Annotated in this window: 20 protein-coding genes; 10 read left to right on the top strand and 10 right to left on the bottom strand. The window is 49.7% G+C overall.

Going from position 1 to position 19995, the window contains the following annotated elements:
• The first annotated feature begins 74 nt into the window (after positions 1-74).
• From C5610_RS00390 to C5610_RS00355, 8 genes are all read left to right on the top strand, one after another.
• Positions 75-731: a cupin domain-containing protein gene (locus tag C5610_RS00390; RefSeq protein ID WP_105305365.1), complete on the top strand. Its 657-nt coding sequence runs from the start codon at positions 75-77 to the stop codon at positions 729-731.
• A gap of 158 nt (positions 732-889) precedes the next feature.
• On the top strand, positions 890-2326 hold the full coding sequence (gene sufB, locus C5610_RS00385; RefSeq protein WP_105305364.1) for a Fe-S cluster assembly protein SufB: 1437 nt from the start codon (positions 890-892) through the stop codon (positions 2324-2326).
• Between the two features lie 3 nt (positions 2327-2329).
• Positions 2330-3082, top strand: a complete 753-nt coding sequence (gene sufC, locus C5610_RS00380; protein WP_105305363.1) for a Fe-S cluster assembly ATPase SufC — start codon at positions 2330-2332, stop codon at positions 3080-3082.
• Positions 3079-4326 carry a Fe-S cluster assembly protein SufD gene (sufD, locus tag C5610_RS00375; protein ID WP_105305362.1) on the top strand — a complete coding sequence of 416 codons (1248 nt, stop codon included), beginning with the start codon at positions 3079-3081 and terminating at the stop codon, positions 4324-4326. The genes sufC and sufD overlap by 4 nt, the downstream gene beginning before the upstream one ends.
• A complete protein-coding gene (locus tag C5610_RS00370) occupies positions 4323-5540 on the top strand; it encodes an aminotransferase class V-fold PLP-dependent enzyme (RefSeq protein ID WP_105305361.1) in 1218 nt (405 codons plus the stop codon). The genes sufD and C5610_RS00370 overlap by 4 nt, the downstream gene beginning before the upstream one ends.
• A gap of 15 nt (positions 5541-5555) precedes the next feature.
• Positions 5556-5912 (top strand): HesB/IscA family protein, encoded by a 357-nt coding sequence (locus tag C5610_RS00365; protein ID WP_105305360.1) that lies wholly within the window; start codon positions 5556-5558, stop codon positions 5910-5912.
• 19 nt (positions 5913-5931) lie between these two features.
• Positions 5932-6465 (top strand): putative Fe-S cluster assembly protein SufT, encoded by a 534-nt coding sequence (gene sufT, locus C5610_RS00360; RefSeq protein ID WP_105305359.1) that lies wholly within the window; start codon positions 5932-5934, stop codon positions 6463-6465.
• Positions 6466-6483: 18 nt separating this feature from the next.
• The gene (locus C5610_RS00355; RefSeq protein ID WP_105305358.1) at positions 6484-6891 is read left to right on the top strand and encodes a SufE family protein; all 408 of its coding nucleotides are present in this window, start codon (positions 6484-6486) and stop codon (positions 6889-6891) included.
• On the opposite strand, the gene C5610_RS00350 is transcribed toward C5610_RS00355, so the two are convergent.
• From C5610_RS00350 to C5610_RS00335, 4 genes are read right to left on the bottom strand one after another with little or no spacing between them, the layout of a single operon-like run.
• Complete coding sequence (locus C5610_RS00350; RefSeq protein ID WP_262339919.1) at positions 6888-7424, bottom strand: cytochrome b/b6 domain-containing protein; 537 nt, start codon at positions 7422-7424, stop codon at positions 6888-6890. The two genes, C5610_RS00355 and C5610_RS00350, sit on opposite strands and share 4 nt — an antisense overlap.
• Positions 7425-7428: 4 nt before the next feature.
• Complete coding sequence (locus tag C5610_RS00345) at positions 7429-7710, bottom strand: PepSY domain-containing protein (RefSeq protein ID WP_105305357.1); 282 nt, start codon at positions 7708-7710, stop codon at positions 7429-7431.
• Between the two features lie 13 nt (positions 7711-7723).
• Positions 7724-8647 (bottom strand): SPFH domain-containing protein, encoded by a 924-nt coding sequence (locus C5610_RS00340; RefSeq protein WP_105305356.1) that lies wholly within the window; start codon positions 8645-8647, stop codon positions 7724-7726.
• Between the two features lie 6 nt (positions 8648-8653).
• On the bottom strand, positions 8654-10828 hold the full coding sequence (locus C5610_RS00335) for a prolyl oligopeptidase family serine peptidase (RefSeq protein ID WP_105305355.1): 2175 nt from the start codon (positions 10826-10828) through the stop codon (positions 8654-8656).
• Between the two features lie 306 nt (positions 10829-11134).
• Here C5610_RS00335 and C5610_RS00330 point away from each other — a divergent pair, with 306 nt between their 5' ends.
• On the top strand, positions 11135-12082 hold the full coding sequence (locus C5610_RS00330; protein ID WP_105305354.1) for a hypothetical protein: 948 nt from the start codon (positions 11135-11137) through the stop codon (positions 12080-12082).
• Between the two features lie 15 nt (positions 12083-12097).
• Here the strand turns inward: C5610_RS00330 and C5610_RS00325 are convergent, their stop codons facing one another.
• From C5610_RS00325 to C5610_RS00300, 6 genes are all read right to left on the bottom strand, one after another.
• Positions 12098-14332: a glycosyltransferase gene (locus C5610_RS00325; RefSeq protein WP_105305353.1), complete on the bottom strand. Its 2235-nt coding sequence runs from the start codon at positions 14330-14332 to the stop codon at positions 12098-12100.
• Positions 14329-15387: a YbhN family protein gene (locus C5610_RS00320; protein WP_262339918.1), complete on the bottom strand. Its 1059-nt coding sequence runs from the start codon at positions 15385-15387 to the stop codon at positions 14329-14331. Before C5610_RS00320 ends, C5610_RS00325 begins: the two co-directional genes overlap by 4 nt.
• Positions 15388-15410: 23 nt before the next feature.
• Positions 15411-16088 (bottom strand): SDR family oxidoreductase, encoded by a 678-nt coding sequence (locus C5610_RS00315; RefSeq protein ID WP_105305352.1) that lies wholly within the window; start codon positions 16086-16088, stop codon positions 15411-15413.
• A gap of 26 nt (positions 16089-16114) precedes the next feature.
• Positions 16115-16405, bottom strand: coding sequence for a coiled coil domain-containing protein (locus C5610_RS00310; protein ID WP_105305351.1), 291 nt, complete (start codon positions 16403-16405; stop codon positions 16115-16117).
• Between the two features lie 93 nt (positions 16406-16498).
• Positions 16499-17506, bottom strand: a complete 1008-nt coding sequence (locus C5610_RS00305) for a transcriptional regulator (protein WP_105305350.1) — start codon at positions 17504-17506, stop codon at positions 16499-16501.
• Between the two features lie 31 nt (positions 17507-17537).
• Positions 17538-18077, bottom strand: a complete 540-nt coding sequence (locus C5610_RS00300) for a hypothetical protein (RefSeq protein ID WP_105305349.1) — start codon at positions 18075-18077, stop codon at positions 17538-17540.
• Between the two features lie 190 nt (positions 18078-18267).
• Here C5610_RS00300 and C5610_RS00295 point away from each other — a divergent pair, with 190 nt between their 5' ends.
• A complete protein-coding gene (locus C5610_RS00295) occupies positions 18268-19860 on the top strand; it encodes an ABC-F family ATPase (protein WP_105305348.1) in 1593 nt (530 codons plus the stop codon).
• Positions 19861-19995: the final 135 nt, after the last annotated feature.

Raw genomic sequence — 19995 nt, 5'->3', positions numbered from 1 at the left:
TCAAAACGTGACCCATAAAGTCTGTCTTTAACGTAAGTGTAGTACGCATTTTTAAGTCGGGTAAAAATTATCGCATGATAAATTTAGATTTTTCTCAACGCGTTGTCATAAACACCCAACAGCAGCCTTGGAGCCCCAGTCCAGCCCCTGGTGTTCGCCGCAAGCAGTTGGAGCGCGAAGAAGCTGAGCGCGGCCGTGCGACCAGCATTGTCGAATACGTCGCCGGCGCGTCATTTAAGACCCATCAGCACCCGCTGGGTGAGGAAATCCTGGTATTGGACGGTGTGTTCTCCGATGAACACGGTGATTATCCCGCCGGAACCTATTTGCGCAACCCGCCCGGCAGTGCTCATGCTCCGTTTAGCCGAGAGGGTTGTAGGTTGTTGGTAAAACTGCATCAGTTTCGACCGGACGATGGAACCTCGGTACGGGTAGATACCCACAACAGCGAATGGCTTCCTGGTCAGGGCGGACTTGAAGTGATGCCACTCCACAGTCATGGAACCGAGCACGTTGCGCTGGTTAAATGGCCAACGAACGAAGTGTTCAAACCCCATCGCCACTTGGGCGGTGAGGAAATTTTCGTGCTGTCAGGAGAATTTTGTGACGAGCATGGCCGTTACCCTGCCGGCACCTGGATCCGTAGCCCACACTTGAGCACCCATCATCCGTTTGTCGAGGAGGAAACCATTATCTGGGTAAAAACGGGACACTTACCCATAGATCGGTAGCACCTGATGAGTAGGCTTTAAAGCGACATTTCGATGGATTGTGCGTATAATACGCGGCCAATTGCCCAAAGCCTGATTGGCCTGCTTCAGATAAAGTTGAGTGTTTTAGTCAGGTATTTTATAATAGAGGGCATTCGCAAGTTAGTAAGGTGGTCATCATGAGCGAACAAATTGATCAGGCGCTTAAGCGCAAATACGATGCTGGCTTCGTATCTGAAATCGAGTCAGAGACGTTTCCGCCTGGGTTAGATGAAGACGTCATCCGCCGTCTGTCGGCGATGAAAGACGAACCAGAGTGGATGACAGAGTGGCGCCTGCAGGCGTATCGCAAATGGCTGAAAATGGAAGAGCCCGACTGGGCCCATGTCGACTATCCGAAAGTCGACTACCAGTCCATTTCTTATTATTCAGCGCCGAAAAGCATGAAGGATAAACCCAAATCCCTGGATGAGGTTGATCCTGAATTGCTGCGTACCTACGAAAAACTTGGTATTCCTCTGCATGAGCAGGAAATGTTGGCCGGCGTGGCCGTTGATGCTGTGTTCGACTCGGTTTCTGTGGTCACCACCTTCCGCGAGAAACTGGAAGAAGCCGGCGTTATTTTCTGCCCGATTTCGGAAGCGATTAAGAAATACCCTGAGCTGGTTAAAAAGTACTTAGGCACTGTTGTACCTAAAGGTGACAACTACTTTGCGGCACTCAACAGCGCGGTCTTTACCGATGGTTCCTTTGTGTACATTCCTAAGGGTGTACGCTGTCCGATGGAACTATCCACTTATTTCCGAATTAACGAGCAGAACACTGGCCAGTTTGAGCGTACGCTGATTGTTGCCGAGGAAGGCAGCTACGTCAGCTACCTTGAAGGTTGTACTGCACCTCAGCGCGACGAAAACCAATTGCACGCCGCGGTGGTCGAGCTGGTTGCGTTGGATGACGCTGAGATCAAATACTCGACGGTTCAAAACTGGTATCCGGGTGACGAAGACGGTAAAGGCGGTATCTACAACTTTGTGACTAAGCGTGGTCTTTGTGAGAAAAACGCCAAAATCTCCTGGACTCAAGTAGAAACGGGATCGGCCGTAACCTGGAAATACCCAAGTTGCATCTTGAAAGGTGACAACAGCGTCGGTGAATTCTACTCGGTCGCGCTGACTCGCGGTAAACAACAAGCCGATACCGGCACCAAAATGATTCACTTGGGCAAAAACACCAAGTCGACCATTATTTCGAAAGGTATTTCTGCCGGACGCAGTAATAATGCCTACCGCGGTTTGGTACGAATGGGCCCGGGCGCAGAAGGCGCTCGTAACTTTACCGAATGTGACTCACTGTTGATTGGTGATCAGTGTGGCGCTCACACATTCCCGTATATTGAAAGCAGCAACCCAACCGCGATCGTCGAACACGAGGCAACCACCTCGAAAGTGAGCGACGACCAATTATTCTTATGTCAGCAACGAGGCCTGGACCCTGAAAAAGCCGTCTCAATGATTGTCAATGGCTTCTGTAAAGAGGTGTTCCGTGAACTACCTATGGAGTTTGCCGTAGAAGCCGGTAAGTTGCTCGAAATCAGTCTTGAAGGTTCAGTGGGGTAAAACATGTTATCAATTAAAGACTTGCACGCACGTGTAGAAGATACAACGATTCTTAAAGGGCTTAACCTGGACATTAAACCAGGCGAAGTACATGCAATTATGGGCCCTAACGGTGCGGGCAAAAGTACGCTTGGCTATGTTTTGTCAGGCCGTGAAGGCTACGATGTAGAAAGCGGCAGCGCAGACTTTGACGGCAAAGACTTGTTCGATATGGAAGTTGAAGAGCGCGCGCAGGCAGGCTTATTCCTGGCTTTCCAATACCCTGTTGAAATTCCTGGCGTCAGCAATATGGAATTCATGAAAGAGTCGGTTAACGCCATGCGTGAAGCACGCGGTGAAGCGGCGCTCAGTTCAGCAGAATTTCTGAAAAAAGCAAAAGAAGCCTGTAAGCAAGTAGAACTGCCTCTGGATTTCCTGAAACGGGGTGTCAACGAAGGCTTTTCAGGCGGCGAGAAGAAACGCAATGAGATCATGCAAATGATCATGCTGGAACCTAAGTTGGCCATTTTGGACGAATCCGACTCCGGTCTGGACGTCGACGCTCTGCAAGTCGTCGCCAAAGGGGTGAACAGCCAACGTGACGGTAAGCGCAGCTTTATCGTTGTCACCCACTACCAACGTCTGCTGGACTATATCGAACCAGATTATGTGCACATCCTGTCAAAAGGCAAGATCGTGAAAAGTGGTGGTCCGGAGCTGGCTAAAGAAGTCGAAGCCTCTGGTTATGCATGGTTAAAAGAGGGAGAAAGCGCATGAGTCAATGGTTAGCCCACGTTATTGAGCGTGCTGCCAACGTTGACGACTGGCTGTCTCCGGTACGCGCCAACGCGCTTGCCGAGCTGAAGCAAAAACAATGGCCAGGACGTCGCACCGAGGCATGGCGCTACACGTCACTGCACAAAGTCGCCGATCTGGCGCTGAAAACCAGCAGCCAGGCGGTCGCTGAAGCGCCTCAGGTCAATGGCTTGAACAGTATCGATTTAGTCTTTGTAGACGGACGCTTGAGCACCGATATTGCGCACTTGCAGTTGCCGGAAGGCATCCGCATTGCGGCTTTGGATGCCAAGAGTGACGCGGCAGAAGCTTTGTTTGCGAACATCAAGCCAGCGCACCACTTATTCGGTTTAGTGAATGATGTACTGGCGCAACAAGGTATCGTTATCGATGTCGCGGAAGGCGCTCAGGTTGAGCAGCCGATTCGAATCGTCAATGTCGCCACTAACGGTATCGAATCGCATCAGCGTACGCTGGTACGTGTTGGTCAGGGTGCTAAAGCAACCATAATTGAACACGGTGTCGGTAACGAGCAAAGTCTCAATACCGTATTTGCCGAGTACGACATCGCTGATCGAGCCAGTCTCGAGCATTATCGTCTGGCGCTGCAGGAAGACCAGGCCATCCACGTTGGCGGTAGCCATTTCCGGCTACATAATGAATCAAAGCTGAACAGCACGCTGGTCGGTTACGGTTCACAACTGACGCGTCTGGACGTTGATATTGAGCATGCCGGCGAGCATGCCTTTGCCAAATTCAATAATATTTACTTACTGGCGCCGCACGAGCATTTTGATTTGCACAGCACCATTGAGCACGCTCAGCCGAATGGCACCACCGAAGAAAATGCCCGTGGCATCATCGGTGATAAAGCCAAAGCCGTGTTCAACGGTCGTATTCACATTCACCGCCACGCCCAGAAAACGTTGGCGGAACTCAACAACCGCAACCTACTGTTGTCACGCGGCGCACAGATTAACACCAAACCAGAGCTGGAAATCTATGCCGATGACGTACAGTGCGCACATGGCGCAACGGTTGCCGAAATCGATGAAGAAGCCCTTTACTATATGCTGACGCGTGGTATCGATAAACAGCAGGCACTGGTGATGCTCAACTTCGGCTTCGTACAGGAACTGCTGTTCCAAATGCCGAATAAAGCTCTGGCCGACTGGTTACAGCCGATTTTGCGGCAGCGTTTTGAGCGCATGATGGAGCAAAAATGACCTTAAACGTTGCCCAAATCCGTGACCAATTCCCGATACTGAAGCGTCAGGTTAATGGCCAGCCATTGGTTTATCTGGACAATGCCGCAACCACCCAGAAACCGCAGGCTGTTATCGATGCACTGGTGGACTATTACACGCAGTGCAACTCGAACGTACACCGCGGTGCTCACTATTTATCGGATGAAGCAACCAAGCGCTACGAAGCCGCTCGCAAAACCGTTGCCGCGTATATTAATGCCGGTCGCAGCGAAGAGGTTATCTGGACCAGTGGTACAACCGAGGGCATTAATCTGGTTGCCAATGGCGTTGCGCAACGTTTAAAAGCCGGCGATGAAGTCCTGGTGACGGAGATGGAGCACCATGCTGACTTAGTCACGTGGCAACAAGCCTGTAAACGCTCTGGAGCGACCTTAAAGGTGGTTCCCATTCACGACAGCGGCGAACTCAACGTCGATGCGTTCCACCAGTTATTAAGTGATAAAACCGCGTTTGTGGCGATGCCTCACGTTTCTAACGCGCTGGGTACCATTAATCCAATTAAAGAATTGACCGCGGCCGCCAAAGCCAAAGGCGCTTTGGTGCTTATCGATGGCGCTCAGGGCGTTGCTCACGGTGCCATCGATGTGCAGGACATTGGTTGCGACTTTTATGCGTTCTCCGGTCACAAGCTGTTTGGCCCAACCGGTATTGGCGTATTATGGGGACGTTACGACGTACTGGCGGAATGGCCGGTGTGGCTGGTTGGCGGTGAGATGATTGCTACGGTGAGTTATCAGGATGCAACCTGGGGTGAGTTACCAAACCGCCTCGAGGCCGGCACACCTAACATTGCCGGCGTTATCGGTCTGGCCGCAGCGATTACCTGGTTACAAGGGCTAAACGCCAAAGATATCTGGGCCCATGAGCAAGCATTGCTAAAGCGTGCTACCGAGCTTGCCGAACAAACTCAGGGCTTGCGCATCATTGGCACTGCACCGAACAAAATTGGGGTACTCAGTTTTGTGATTGAGGGTATACACCCTGCCGATATCGGCTTTATTCTGGATAAACAAGGCGTTGCGATCCGCACCGGCGATCATTGTGCACAACCGTTGATGAAACGTCTCGGTGTACCGGGTACGGCACGCGCGTCTTTCTCTATTTACAACACCATGGACGATGTTGAAGCGCTCTTTAAAGCCATCAACAAAGCCCAAATGATGTTGGCTTAACGACGGGAGGATAGTATGTCTGTCGAATCTTTTGTCCCATCTAATGCGTTGGTTTCAATGACTGACCGTGCGGTACGTTACTTTGAGTCACGGTTGAAAGATCAACCGGGGCACCTTGTCCGACTGTCGACTAAAACCAGTGGCTGTACCGGCTACGCTTATGTTTTAGACGCGGTAGATAATGCTCAACAAGGTGATGAGCTGGTAAAAATTAACGACAACATTACCGTTGCCGTGGCAGCTGACGCCATCGACGTGTTACGCAATACCGAAATTGATTACGTCAAAGAAGGCATTAATGGGGTGGTTAAATTCAATAACCCTAATGTTGTCAACGAATGTGGCTGTGGCGAAAGCTTCAGCGTCAGCTAACGGGTAAAGAAGCGTACTCATGCAACAGAAAATGGTAAATACTTTGCGCGAAGTGAAAGCGCGCAAAGTGCCGTCCGGCGAACCAAAAATCATTCCCAAGGGTGAGTTTGTTAACATCACCCAAGATCTGGGTGGCAACTATACCGTCACTTGGCAAGGTAATATGCTGCGTATCGACGGTACCGACGGGGATGCAATAGGCCGCAAGCCGGAGAAACTGGATTTCCCGGAGCCCGCCGATGGTCAGATCTCAGAACAACAAGTCTGGGACGCTCTTGAAACCATATACGATCCCGAAATTCCAATTAATCTGGTCTCGCTTGGGCTCATCTACCGTGTTGCCGTAGATCAGCAAGCTCATCAGGTTAATATCGATATGACCCTGACCGCCCCCGGTTGCGGCATGGGACCGGTATTGGTTGGTGACGTTGAGTACCGTGTATCATTAGTGCCACATGTCGACAAGGTGAACGTTAACCTGGTTTTCGATCCCCCCTGGTCTCGCGACATGATGAGCGAAGAAGCACAACTTGAAGCCGGCGTATTTTTCTAAACAGGAACATAGGCAATCATGAACTTACCAAGTACTGACGAAATTCTTGACGATTTAGCGTTCCTTGATGACTGGGAACAGCGTTACCAATACATTATCGATTTAGGCAAGGCGCTACCGGGCTTACCGGAAGAACAGCACAAAGACGAGTATTTGGTCCGTGGCTGTCAAAGTAATGTTTGGCTGATCAGTGAAGAAAAAGACGGTAAGTTACAGTTTCACGTCGACAGCGATGCGGTCATCGTGCAAGGGCTGTTAACGCTGGTACTAGCGGCGTATCACGACAAGACCGCCGAACAAATCCTGGCGTTCGATATTGATCAGTATTTCAACCAGCTGGATTTGGAAAATCACATTACGCCAACACGAGGTAATGGTTTACGCGCCATCGTCAACAAAATACAAACGATAGCCAAAGCGCATTAGTCGTCTTCTGAACGGATCTGGCGTTTGCCTGTCAGCATGGGTCGTAGCAACTGAATACGGCCCCACCAGCTCACCACAATAACCGCGACCAGATGAACCAACACGCCCGCAAACAAGCTGTGAGCCAACCATTCGTGGATGTTTTCGACCACACTGCTACCAAAAAAACGATCCGTTTCTTCCAGTAAATAGCCGGTAAAACCCTGGCCCAAAAACAGCAACCAGAACAACCATATCAATAGACCGCCCAAGGCGTTATGCCCTTGCCGTTGAGGTAGTTGACGCCGTCGCAAATGCTGGACGTGTTCGGCAATTCGTTTAGGGGTAGGAAAAAAGTCGCTGAGTAATGCCCGCCGAGGCCCGATAAACCCCCACAGTATCCGCAAAATAACCAGGGTTACCGCGCTGTAGCCCACCCACTGGTGAACCGTTTCGCCTGGCTCAAGAATGAAATAGTTAAGCACAAAGGCGATAACAATAAGCCAGTGATAACCTCGAATGAAAGCATCCCAGATAACCACTGACTTACTCATTGGCCTACTCTTTTTCTTCTTTTACAACGCTGCCATCAACGGGGTTGAAATAGATTTCGACCTTTTCGCCAGCTCGGTTTTTGCCATAAATTTCATAACAATTACCCGGCGTTACCTTAAACTCATTGATTTCATAACCCTGCTCTTTTAGCCCGGCTTGAAACTGCTCTTGGTCTATCCATTCGCTTTGCGATGCCGTAGTACAGCGTGTCACCGTTTCCTCTGCGCTGCAGCCGGCCAATAATGATACGGTCGCTGCACCAGCGAAAAGCATAAGTGCTTTCATGACTAAACTCCTGTTATGTTGGCTTCTTGTCACCTTCCCGGGCAGCTTCCATCGCCGCCATCAGGTCAGTCGATAACGAATTTAATTGCCCAGTCGGCTGAGGTAGCATGATGACTTTACTGGACGAATTATCAAATGAACCTAATACATCAACATAGTTAGTAAACTTCAGCAAATCAATGACATCACGAGACGTAATGTCATTATTTTCATTGGTCACCATCGCGATTGAGTCTCGCAGTCCTTCCGCAATGGCTCGCCGTTGTCCGGCAATACCCTCACCCTGCAGGATCTTCGACTCTTTGTCCGCTTCAGCCTGCTTCACTTTGATGATTTTCTCTGCTTCCGCTTTATGTTCCGCCGCACGGCGCTCACGTTCCGCGGCATTAATCTGGTTCATCGAATCTTTCACCGACTGATCCGGATCGATGTCGGTCACCAACGACGCAATGATCTCGAAACCATAACCTTCCATGGTGTCGCGCAACTGCATTTTTACGTCGTTTGAAATGCTGTCTTTGTTATCAAACACAGCGTCCAGATTCTGCTTTGGAATCTGCGCCCGAACCGTATCAAACACGTAAGACTGCATCTGCCATTCCGGGTTTTCCAGTTGATAGAACGCGTTATACACCGCATCAGCAGAGCTTACCCGATATTGAACCGAAACCCTTACCACAACAAAGACGTTGTCGTTGGTTTTCGTTTCCACATCAACGTCCAGCTGTCGCGTGCGCATGGATTGCTTGTGTGCCACTTGCTCGACCAACGGAATAATAAAATTGAGGCCAGGCCTCAACAGTCTGCGGTAACGGCCGAACAGTTCGATAACAAAAATGCTTTGCTGGGGGACAATACGAATCGAGCTCGCCAAAAGTGCGAGCCCGATGATAATGACCACCACCCAAGCGACCGGAAAGTCGAAGGTGTTTTGCATGGTTAATTACTCCTTAGGTAAGGCTTCATAACCCATATGGTAGAGCGTAAATCCGAAAATGTCAGAGTACTGCTCAATCGTTTTCGATACCGGCGTACCCGCTCCGTGACCCGCATTGGTCTCGATCCGGATCAACTGCGGATTATCGCCACCGGCTTTATCTTGCAACTCAGCCGCAAACTTAAAGGAATGCGCAGGCACCACACGATCATCGTGATCACCGGTTGTAATTAAGGTGGCCGGATACGCCACACCCTCTTCTACGTTATGCACCGGCGAGTAGTTTAGTAGATACTCAAACATTTCCGGACTGTCTTCGGCGGTGCCGTAGTCATAAGCCCAACCGGCGCCGGCCGTAAAGGTGTGATAACGCAGCATATCCAGTACCCCAACCGCTGGCAGAGCAACTGCAAACAGTTCTGGACGTTGAGTCATTGCGGCACCCACCAGCAAACCACCATTAGAGCCACCGCGGATCGCCAGTCGCTCAGACGAGGTATAATCTTCGTCGATCAAATACTCAGCAGCTGCAATAAAATCGTCGAAAACGTTTTGCTTCTGCATCTTAGTGCCGGCTTTGTGCCACTCTTTACCATATTCACCACCACCACGCAGGTTAGCAACCGCATACACACCACCCATCTCTAACCAGGCTGCGTTCGCAATGCTGAAGCTCGGTGTCAGGCTAATATTAAAACCACCATAGCCGTAAAGAATGGTTGGATTGCTGCCATCCAGCGTCATTCCCTTTTTGTGCGTGATGATCATAGGCACCTTAGTGCCATCTTTCGAGGTATAGAAAACCTGCTTAGAAACGTATTGGCTGGAGTCAAAGTCTGCACCAGACTCTTGATAAACAACCGACTCGCCACTCTCAGGATCCATTTCATAGATGGTCTGCGGCGTGCTGTAATTGGTAAAGCTGTAATACACTTTTTCCGCGTCTTGCTTTTCACTGAAGCCGCTGGCACTGCCTACACCAGGCAGTTCAATGTCACGCACTTTATTACCGTCGTAATCGTACTGCTCAACTTTAGAAACCGCGTCGACCATATACTCAGCAAAAATATAGCCAGCCCCCGTTGATGGGTTCAGAACATTATCGCTGTGAGCAATGAAATCCTGCCAGTTCTCGGCTGTCGGGTTGCTGGCGTCAACCGTAACAACCCGTCCGTTTGGCGCATCCATATTGGTTTCTAAATACAGCGTCGAGCCGCGACTGGTCAGTACCGAGGTGTCGTAAGCCATATCGCCGTCAACCAAAACAAGCTCGGCATCTGGATCGGAGAGATCTTTGATGTAAAGTGTGTTGCCTGACGTGGAGTTTGCCGCAGATACCACCAGGAAGCGATCATCTTCGGTGACATAACCGCCAACATAACGGTGTTTCTCTTCATCGGTGCCGCCAAAAATTAACACATCATCGGACTGTGGCGTACCCAGTTTATGGTAATAAAGTTTGTGTTGATCGGTTTTAGCAGATAACTCACTGCCTTCAGGTTTATCGTAGCTGGAGTAATAAAAACCGTCATTGCCTTTCCAGGAAATGCCGCTGAATTTTACGTCCACCAAAGGTTCTTCAAGTTGCTCACCGGTTTCGGCATCAATGACAATGATTTTGCGCCAGTCACTGCCACCTTCCGAAATCGAATAGGCCGCTATTGAGCCATCTTCACTGAAGGTCAGTTGCGCTAAGGACGTGGTGCCGTCTTCGCTAAAGGTATTCGGATCCAGGAACACTTCTGCTTCGGCATCTTCGCTCTTCTTACGATAAACAACGTATTGGTTTTGCAGCCCGTCATTCTTGTAAAAATAGATGTAATCGCCTTCAAAACGCGGCGCACTGATTTTTTCGTAATTCCAAAGTTCTGTCAGGCGTTGCTCGATTTTATCGCGAAATGGAATGTCCTCTAAGTGGGCAAAAGTCACCTCGTTTTGCGCTTTAACCCAGGCTTCGGTTTCTTCACTTCGATCATCCTCAAGCCAACGATAAGGGTCTGCTACCTGCTGTTCAAAATAGGTATCAACAACGTCGCCTTTACGTGTTTGCGGATACTGCATCTGCGCGCTCTCTTGTTGTGTTTGCTGTTCTTGCGCCTGGTTTTCGGTCGATGGTTCACTTTGCTGCGGCGAGCAGGCCATTAACACGCCGGCAGCCACTGCTGTTAGGATCATTCTCATTATTATTCTCCTGTTTTTAATTTGTTGCATTAAGTTAACAGAACTAGGCAATAAGAGGAATCTTTGCTAGAACAGTAACGGTTGAATGATAAAAAGATACGATAAATGACTGACCTTGCCGATATCCTTTGTGGTCCCATTGTCCGCGCTCTGGACAGTCAGCGTCTGCTGCTTTGGCTTATCACCAGCCATAATAAACCCGTGACAGCGACGTTATCGAGGTACGCCGAAACACATCAAACAACTTAACGCCACCGGCGGCGAGTGTGCGTTCGAACCATCGCACCGGGCAAAAGGAGCCGAGCCATGAAGCAAACACCCCTCGATGTGCAGCGGCAACAGCGCTACGCTGCTGACCAATGCAACTATCTATTAGCCATTATCACCGATGAGGACGACGCTTCGACAGTCGCCTTGGACGATGGACAGACGGCTTGGCGTTCCACCCTGCGCTATGACGAGTTTGTTCGTAGCGCAACCGGTGAGTATGAGTTTCATGTCATTGATCCGGAGGATGGAGGTGAGCATCACCTCGTCAGCCTGATAGCAGAAGGCGGTCGGGGTGCTGAGTTTTCTGAGTTGGTCATGTTCGGTAAACATTTGATGACCTTTGACGACCGAACTGGGCTGGTGTGTGAAATACGCCGACAAAATCAGTTGGTACCTCGACAAATTTTGATGACCGGTAGCGGTGATGAAAAATTTAAAGGCTTTAAAAGTGAGTGGGCTACCTTGAAAGGCAACGACCTAATCGTCGGTAGCCATGGCAAGAGTCCCGAGCAAGAATGGATTAAAATCATTGGCCGCAATTACGCGTTAACAAGCGTGAACTGGCAGCATAACTACCAGGCTCTGCGCGAAGCCGCAGGAGTCGGTGAACAAGGGTACCTGGTTCATGAAGCCGCGGAGTGGCATCCGCTTTGGCACAAGTGGTTGTTCTTCCCGCGGAAACTATCGCGGCAACCGTTTGACCCGCAACACGACCAAACTCAATGTGGCAACAACCAGCTGTTTATTGTTTCCGAGGACTTTAGCGACATTCGCATCGTGCCGGTGGGTGAAGTCATCGGTGAACGAGGCGTATCATCGTTTAAACTGTTGCCCGGCCACCCCAACGAATGCATTGGACTTAAAAGTGTCGAAGTGGGCAACCGCACCGAGACCTATTTTTTTGCCTTTGACCTGGATGGCAATGTACTGCTATCAGATACCCTGGTCGGCGATTATAAATGTGAAGGAATCGAAATTGTTTAACGATAAAGGGCGACCTTAATCGCCCTTCTTTTGTTCGTAGCGCGCCAGCGTTTCGGCATAGACGTAGCGCACCTCTTTGGTAAAGTTTTCGACCGAATGGGAAGCCGCGCATTTGACCGCCTGCTTCGCCAATTGTTGACGTTTTTCCGGCTGTTGCAACAGCAACTTTACTCGTTCCACCCAAAGTTCCTGCCGTGCAGGTGTTTTGTACCCATTAACCCCATCGACAACCACGTCATCAATACCACTTGAACGCACGGCCACAACCGGCAACCCGGCGGCCATGGCCTCGAGAATAACCATACCCTGAGTTTCTGATTGTGAAGCAAATAAGAACGCATCGCCAAGCTGATACCAGTTGGCCATCTCCTGTGGCGGCACTGAACCGACGAACGTGACCTGCTCGGTTAACTCCAGTTGTTTTGCTTTCTCCTGCAAACGCTGCCGTTGATGACCATCGCCGATCATTAAAAAGCGGAACGGTTGCTCGCTTTGTTGCTTTAATTGCGCCAGCCCCTCCAGCATAAAGTCGATGTTCTTTTCGTTAGAAAGGCGGGCAACACTGACAAATACCGTTTCATCAGTCAGTTTTTGTTGCGCCCGCAATCGCTCGATCAGATCTTCATCACGATGCTGAAAGCGCTCAAACTCAATACCGGTGGGTTGCACATAAATGGTGCTCTTAACACCAATCATGCGCAGGTACTCTTCCGTCGATTGGGTTGGAACAATAACGCTATCGCACTTGTTAGCAAAACGGCGCACCAGAAAATGCGCAATAATGTTACGAAACAGGCTACCCGGCAAAAACACAAAATGCGCGTAATGCTCTAAGCGTGTGTGGTAGGTATAAACGACCGGTATTTTCAGGCGCCGCGCCATGTAAACACCCAATGAACCTATCCAAAAAGGGTGATGGGCATGAATAATATCGGGCTTAAACTGTTTTACTTTTTTACGGACATAACCAGAAAAAATATTGGCAAAGCGGAACTCACTTTTATCACCAAAAGAGAACAACGAGGGCATACGCACAACCAGACGCTCTTTTTTAGAATCCCCGCCGGTTTCACGGTATCTGGGCGCGACCACCAACACCTTGTCTTTTACCTGGCTTAAGCCGTGCCGCAAGCGTTCAATTGAGATAGGAACACCGCCGATAAACGGCAAATAATTATTGGTGAACATCGCCACCCGCAGGGGCTTTTTCAGCCAGGGTTCCGGGTCGATATCATAATTCGGGTAGTACTCTTTGCCGACAAAAACAGCATTGTAGAGCTTAATACTGATGGCCAAAAATAAGCTCACCAGCAAAATAAAATTGATGTAGCCAACATAGAACAGTGAGTGAATAAAAAACCAAAAGCTTTCCAGTTGCTTTAATATCGGATGCTGGCCGACCGGCAGCTCAACCACTTCATGAGAAACGCCTTCTTCAGCGTCAACGGTCACCTTCACAAAGTGATAATAGCTTTCGTCTTGATTCAGCACCAATCCGCCAGCGCCACCGGTTGTGATATACGGCGTTTTTCCTTCGATGTGCTCCCAATACATAGAAATATTGGCCGAAAAGACGCGATCAACCTCGAATTGCGCAAAGGTTGAGAGCAGCGCCTGACGAAACGCTTCGGGTTGCAAATAGTCTTCGTCATCCGCCAGCAAGAACTCTTCTTGTGGTTTAAACAACGGATGACCAATAAACACAAACCGATGTTCCGAGCGATCCGCTCTGAGAATATCGTTTAACCAGCGAAGCTGCCATTGCCAAGGCGTTTTACCGGTACTGTCGAGGAAAATAAATCGGCTGTCGCCCGCGCTAAAGCTGTAAAAGTGCGGTCCATAGTGGTCGTAAAAGCGAAAGCTACCAAACTCTTCGTACTCGTTTTCACCAAAGGTCAATAAATACGGTTTATTAAGGTGCGACAGGGTACCCTGTAACGCGCGGTATTTATCTTCTCCACCACTACTGACGGCATTGCCGGCGGAAATCACAAAATCGATGTCACTGTCGTTTAACTTTGGAATGATGCGTCGCTCGAAAATGCCGACCGAGTTATTGATATTGCCAACCACAGCAAAGCGATAACGTTTCTGCCCCTCGACTTTCGCACTGACGGCAGCCAGTTGCTCGCCATGAACCGCCGAAAACTCTGCCGTTGAAACGTTCAGATAAAGCTTGTACACCACTAACGCGGCAACAATGACGACATTGATGTAGAACAGTAATTTTAACCAACGACGCTTGTTCATAGGTTTGCCCTCAGTGCCTGTTGAGAGCGTTGCAGTAAATAACGTTGCAAGACCAGCAGTCCAATCACCATGCCCAGATAAATCGTGAGCGCCCGCCAACTAAAGGTCACTAACAACAAGTGTTGCTTCTCAAGTAACTGATTAAAGAAACTGCCAAAAACGCCTTCGGAAATACCCGAAGCACCCGGAGTCGGCGAAAAATACATAATAAAGGTTGTCACCACTAACAAACCCAATGAGGTTAAGTAAGGTACATCATAGCCCAAGCCCCACATCAACAGCGCCGGGAAGCTAAATAATGCCAGCAAAAACAAGCCGGTATGAATCACTGATAACGCGATAGCCCACTTAGAACCGTGTCGATACTCCGAAAAACTGCGGGAAAACTTAAACAATTCACGCATCAGGCGAAAGTTCCAGGCACGCATACGTGTCTCTGATATCGCGCCAACCTTATTCAACAGCCCCACCGTCGCGGTCAACGGTTGCACCAACCACTTCGCACGCCACAACAAGATTACAAAAAAGGCCAAATACAGAAGCGTAAACATTGCTAACGCTGAGCTGATGCCATGATTCCAAGAAGAGCGCTGTAACGGCTCAAGTGTCAGCAAGAACCACGGTGCCAGCGAGAAAATAAACAAGACCGCCAGTACTGTACGAATGGTACTGGCCGCCATCGCTTTGCCCACCGATACACCCTGTTGGTGTAAATACCAAACTTGCGCGAAGCCGCCCCCGGTAGCCATCGGCGTGATATTGGAAAAGAAGATATTGATGAACACCAGCTTTGCCATGACACGGGGTTTTACCCGTACGCCCAGCGCCACTAAGGTGTAATAAAAGCGCAGTCCATCTGCGGCGAAATAAATAACCAGTAGTAGCAGACAAGCGCCAACAAACCCCGGCTTTAGCAGTTGCCCGTCAAAACTGAGGTTGCGGCCGGAAAAGTGTTCAAAAACCGTGAAAAAACCGGCCAGTGTCAACCCGACAAAGAGCGCGGCAAACAAACTGAGTCGCTTCCAGGAGATCGGCTGAGGTTGCTGTTTGTCCACTAACGCTCCTTGTCATTAACAGGTTATTTGTAGGCGGGCATTAAAAATACCTCTCGGACACAATTACGAGGGTGCGCGTTTAAAGCATACAGCACCGCGTCAGCAACGTCATCGGCATCCAGCTTATCCGGTTTAGGCTCGTCAAAGAACGGGGTATTCACCATTCCCGGAGCAATGGTGGTACAACGACCGTTCCATTCTTTCATTTCCTCCGCGAGATTCTGTGCAAAACCATGCACAAACCACTTGGTCGCACCATAGACCGAGCCCTTTAAGGTGGTGCGCCCGGCAGCAGAACCGGTCATCAAAAAATGTCCTGTGCTCTTGCGCAAATGCGGTAACGTTAACTTAGCGGTATACAGCAGACCGTTGATATTAACATCAACCATCGTTTTCCATTGTTGTGGATCGCCGTCTTCGGTGCCCGGCGTGCTAACTCCGGTGCCGGCATTGGCGAACACCGCATCCAACTGGCCAAAGTGCTTCACGCCCTGCTCGACAACCTCAGCTAACTCATCATAATTACCCGCATCCGCCGCGATGCCCAGTGCTTTATCACCGCCAATCTCATCCACCAATTCGTCCAGCAACGCTTTGCGTCGAGCGGTCAAAATAACACGCATTCCTTCGCTCGCGGCTTTCTTTGCGGTTGCTTTACCAATACCGCTGGACGCGCCTGTGATCAGTAACACTTTTGCCATCATTGACTCCTTCAACGCTTTTCCGATTAAGACTTAAATTCTTGACTCGCATTTTTAATAGCGGTTGCAAGGGACGTCGTTGCCTCATCCAGGCCTTTGCTGATATCAGTCCAAGCGCTTTCACTGGACTGTTTAAGTTTATCTAACTTAGTTTTCGCGACTTCCCGCAGGGCTTCCAATTCGTCGACCTTTTCCTGATACTTAATTCGAGATTCAGCATCCGCCTCCTTAGCCTTGGCTTTCAACCGCTCAATTTCAGCATTCATTTGCTCAATTTTAGCTTCTTGTTTTTGTTCAAAGGCATTTTTGTCCGTCATTCTTTGCTCCTTAACAGGCGTTTTGCTGTCTATTTTTAAGTAACGTGCTTATAAAACGTAGTCGTAAGCGCAGAAAAACGATCAGTAATCGTTCTATTTTTTGGAAAATTTCAGACAGGAAGCCACACAAATATAGAACAAAATCACTTCCATCACGTTCGCAAAAGACAACCATAACCCAGGTGACCCCGCCAGCGGAGGCTGCGATAACACCAACTGAGCGTTGGGATAGCCGTTAATCAGTAACTGCAAACTGCCGGTCATGAGTACATTACCGCTTAAGCTGATCAACAACCCAACGGCAAGTCCGATACCGGTCGCGGCTAACAACACGCGCAACAGACCTGCGCGGCTACCATTAAGCATCGCTAGAACGCCACCCAAGCCCAGTCCTATTAAGGCGCCCTCGAAGCCCCCGGTGACGTCGCCGGGATGATGACCGAATACCAGTTGTAGCGTATCCAGTGCCGCCATTTTGAACAGCACACCGATGACCAGGCCACCACACAGCCCGCCAATCAGATAACCGAGCTGATGACCGATAAAGCGCTTAGACAACAGTGAGCTGTAACTCACCGCAGCAGCTCCGAGTAACCCGACCAGCGCCGTTAGCGCAATCACCACGCTCAAACCAGAAGCGTCGAGCGCAGAGGACGTCGCTGCCCGGCCAGTGGTGGCAAGGCCAATAAACAAGCCGCCAATCAATCCCGCGAGACCGCCGCCTAACGTTGCTACGCCACCCTGCACTACCCAGGAAACCGCTTGCGGCTGATCCGTTTGTACTGGACAGACCCAGCGATAACCATGTTTAGGGACGGTTTCGATATAAATCGGTGAACGCGCATTATCGCCCAACAACTTACGCAAGTTTCGAATGCATTGAGTTAACGCTTCATCCGTGACCGCAATACCCTGCCAGACTTCGTCCATAAACACGGCTTTACTCACCAACTGGCCCGGGTTCCTGAGCAACAACAATAAGGCATCCAGGTAGCGTGGATTAATATCCATAGCTTGCCGGCCTCGGCACAGCCGACGCTCCCGGACATCTAAACTAAAGTCGGCAAAATAGTAGGTATTCACGACATCGTCATCGTTCATGATAATCTCTTAAGTCCCTTCTTGATCGCTCTCAATTATGCGCCCCGCAGGCATGATGAAACAAGCCTGCCGCAATCAGCCATAACAAAGCGAACGCGATGTTCAGCACCACGACGGGCAGTAATAACGGCACAGCACTCAACAGCAAGGCCGTCAGCACCACCGTCATTTGTGCGATAGCGGTAGCAATAAAGAGATTGCGCAACCCGTTAGCTCGCCCTCGTAACAGCAGCGCCGCAATCAACACCATCGCAACCAGCAGAGAATACAGCCCATTAATCGGATTATCTTCCGGACCAATAACCCCAACGGCAAGATTAATCCAGAGCAGTAGCAGTGACGTTAGCGTCGCCATGATAATGCCCAGCCGGTAAGACAGTGAAGCACTTAAGCGAACACCCAGCTCGATCATAAGACCGGTACCTCCAAGCAACACTCCCGCCACGATGAAGTCACCCGGAGTCCAGTCAACACCATCGCTAAACTGCATGGCAATAAGCGGTAACAGCATTAACCCGAGCACTAGACTCCAGCCAGCCACACGCCAGTAATGACGGTTCAATTTCATCATCGAATTCCTTCTGGTTATCCGTTTAAAAGTACGCATCAAAACTAGCTGGCTTTGGCAAAAAACACATGAGCAAAAGATGAGGAAACGCTGATATTTTCATTTTTTGTGTAACCACTGGTGCAAACTTCCTTTGTCATTTGGCGCTAAAACGCGTAGATTACGCGCCTATTTTTTATTCAGGTGCGTAAACGTGATCTCTGCTGCAAACATCACCATGCAATTTGGTGCAAAACCTCTATTCGAAAACATTTCTGTTAAATTTGGCGAAGGCAATCGCTACGGATTGATCGGCGCCAATGGCTGCGGCAAATCAACGTTCATGCGTATCCTCAGTGGCGATCAAGAGCCATCATCGGGCAATGTATCGACCGATCCGAACATGCGGGTGGGTAAGTTACGTCAGGATCAGTTTGCTTATGAGCAATTCAGTGTCGTCGACACCGTCATTATGGGTCATGAGGAGCTTTGGCAAGTTAAATCTGAACGCGACCGCATATACAGCTTGCCGGAAATGAGCGAAGAAGACGGTATGCGAGTTGCCGATCTTGAAGTCGCGTTCGCCGAGATGGATGGCTACACCGCTGAATCTCGTGCCGGAGAACTGCTACTGGGTGTTGGCATCCCGCTGGAATCCCATTTCGGCCTAATGAGCGAATTAGCACCGGGCCTGAAGTTGCGTGTGTTACTCGCGCAAGTGCTGTTTTCTGAACCCGACATCATGCTGCTTGATGAGCCGACCAACAACCTCGACATCAACACCATCCGTTGGCTGGAAACCGTGCTCAATGAACGCCAGGCGACAATGATCATCATTTCGCATGATCGCCACTTTCTGAACAGTGTCTGTACCCACATGGCCGACATTGATTATGGCGAGCTTCGAGTTTATCCGGGCAACTACGATCAATACATGTTTGCTGCCACTCAGGCACGTGAACAGCTACTGAACGAAAATGCTCGTAAAAAAGATAAAATTGCCGAACTGCAACAGTTTGTCAGCCGCTTCTCCGCTAACGCATCAAAAGCGAAGCAGGCCACTTCGCGGGCTAAGCAGATCGAAAAAATTCAGTTGGCGGAAGTCAAAGCATCCAGCCGGGTCAGCCCATATATTCGCTTCGAGCAAGAGAAAAAGCTGTACCGGCTAGCGCTGGAAGTGGAAGGCTTAGATAAGTCGTTTGGTGAACTGCAGGTATTGAAAAACCTCAGCGCCATGATTGAAGTCGGTGAAAAAGTGGCTATTCTCGGCGCCAACGGTATCGGTAAAACGACACTGCTTAAATGTCTGGTGGGCCAGTACCCGGCCGACGGAGGCCTGATAAAGTGGTCTGAAAACGTCAATATTGGCTACTACGCGCAAGATCATGCCGATTGGTTCAAGGACAATATGACGGTGTTTGACTGGATGAGTCAGTGGAAACAGCCGCACCATGATGAGCAGGCCATACGGGGTGTTCTGGGACGTATGCTGTTTTCTCAGGATGACATCAAAAAGCCCGTTAGCATCTTATCGGGTGGCGAAAAAGGCCGCATGATATTTGGTAAGCTGATTATGCAACGCCCTAACGTACTGGTAATGGACGAACCCACCAACCACTTGGACATGGAATCCATTGAGGCGCTCAACCTGGCGCTGGAAAACTACGACGGGACAGTGCTCTTTGTGAGCCACGACCGCGAGTTTGTGTCGTCACTGGCATCACGCATTATCGAGTTAACGGACAGAGGCATGCGCGATTTTTCCGGCAGTTACGATGATTACCTGAACCAACTGCAAAGCGCTTAAGAAAGTGTTCGTGGTGGCTAACCGCGAACATTTTGCTGTTATTCATTTTTTCGATGGCTTAAATAGATTATTTCGTATTAACGGACGATGGTAACACCGGCTAGTATGTGCCCATACAAAACTAGGAGAGTTAAA

Origin of the sequence: Idiomarina sp. OT37-5b, assembly GCF_002968395.1 — a bacterium.
Lineage (GTDB): Bacteria > Pseudomonadota > Gammaproteobacteria > Enterobacterales > Alteromonadaceae > Idiomarina > Idiomarina aquatica.
Note: the sequence above shows the minus strand (reverse complement) of the source record. Positions and strands in the feature narration are given on the sequence as shown.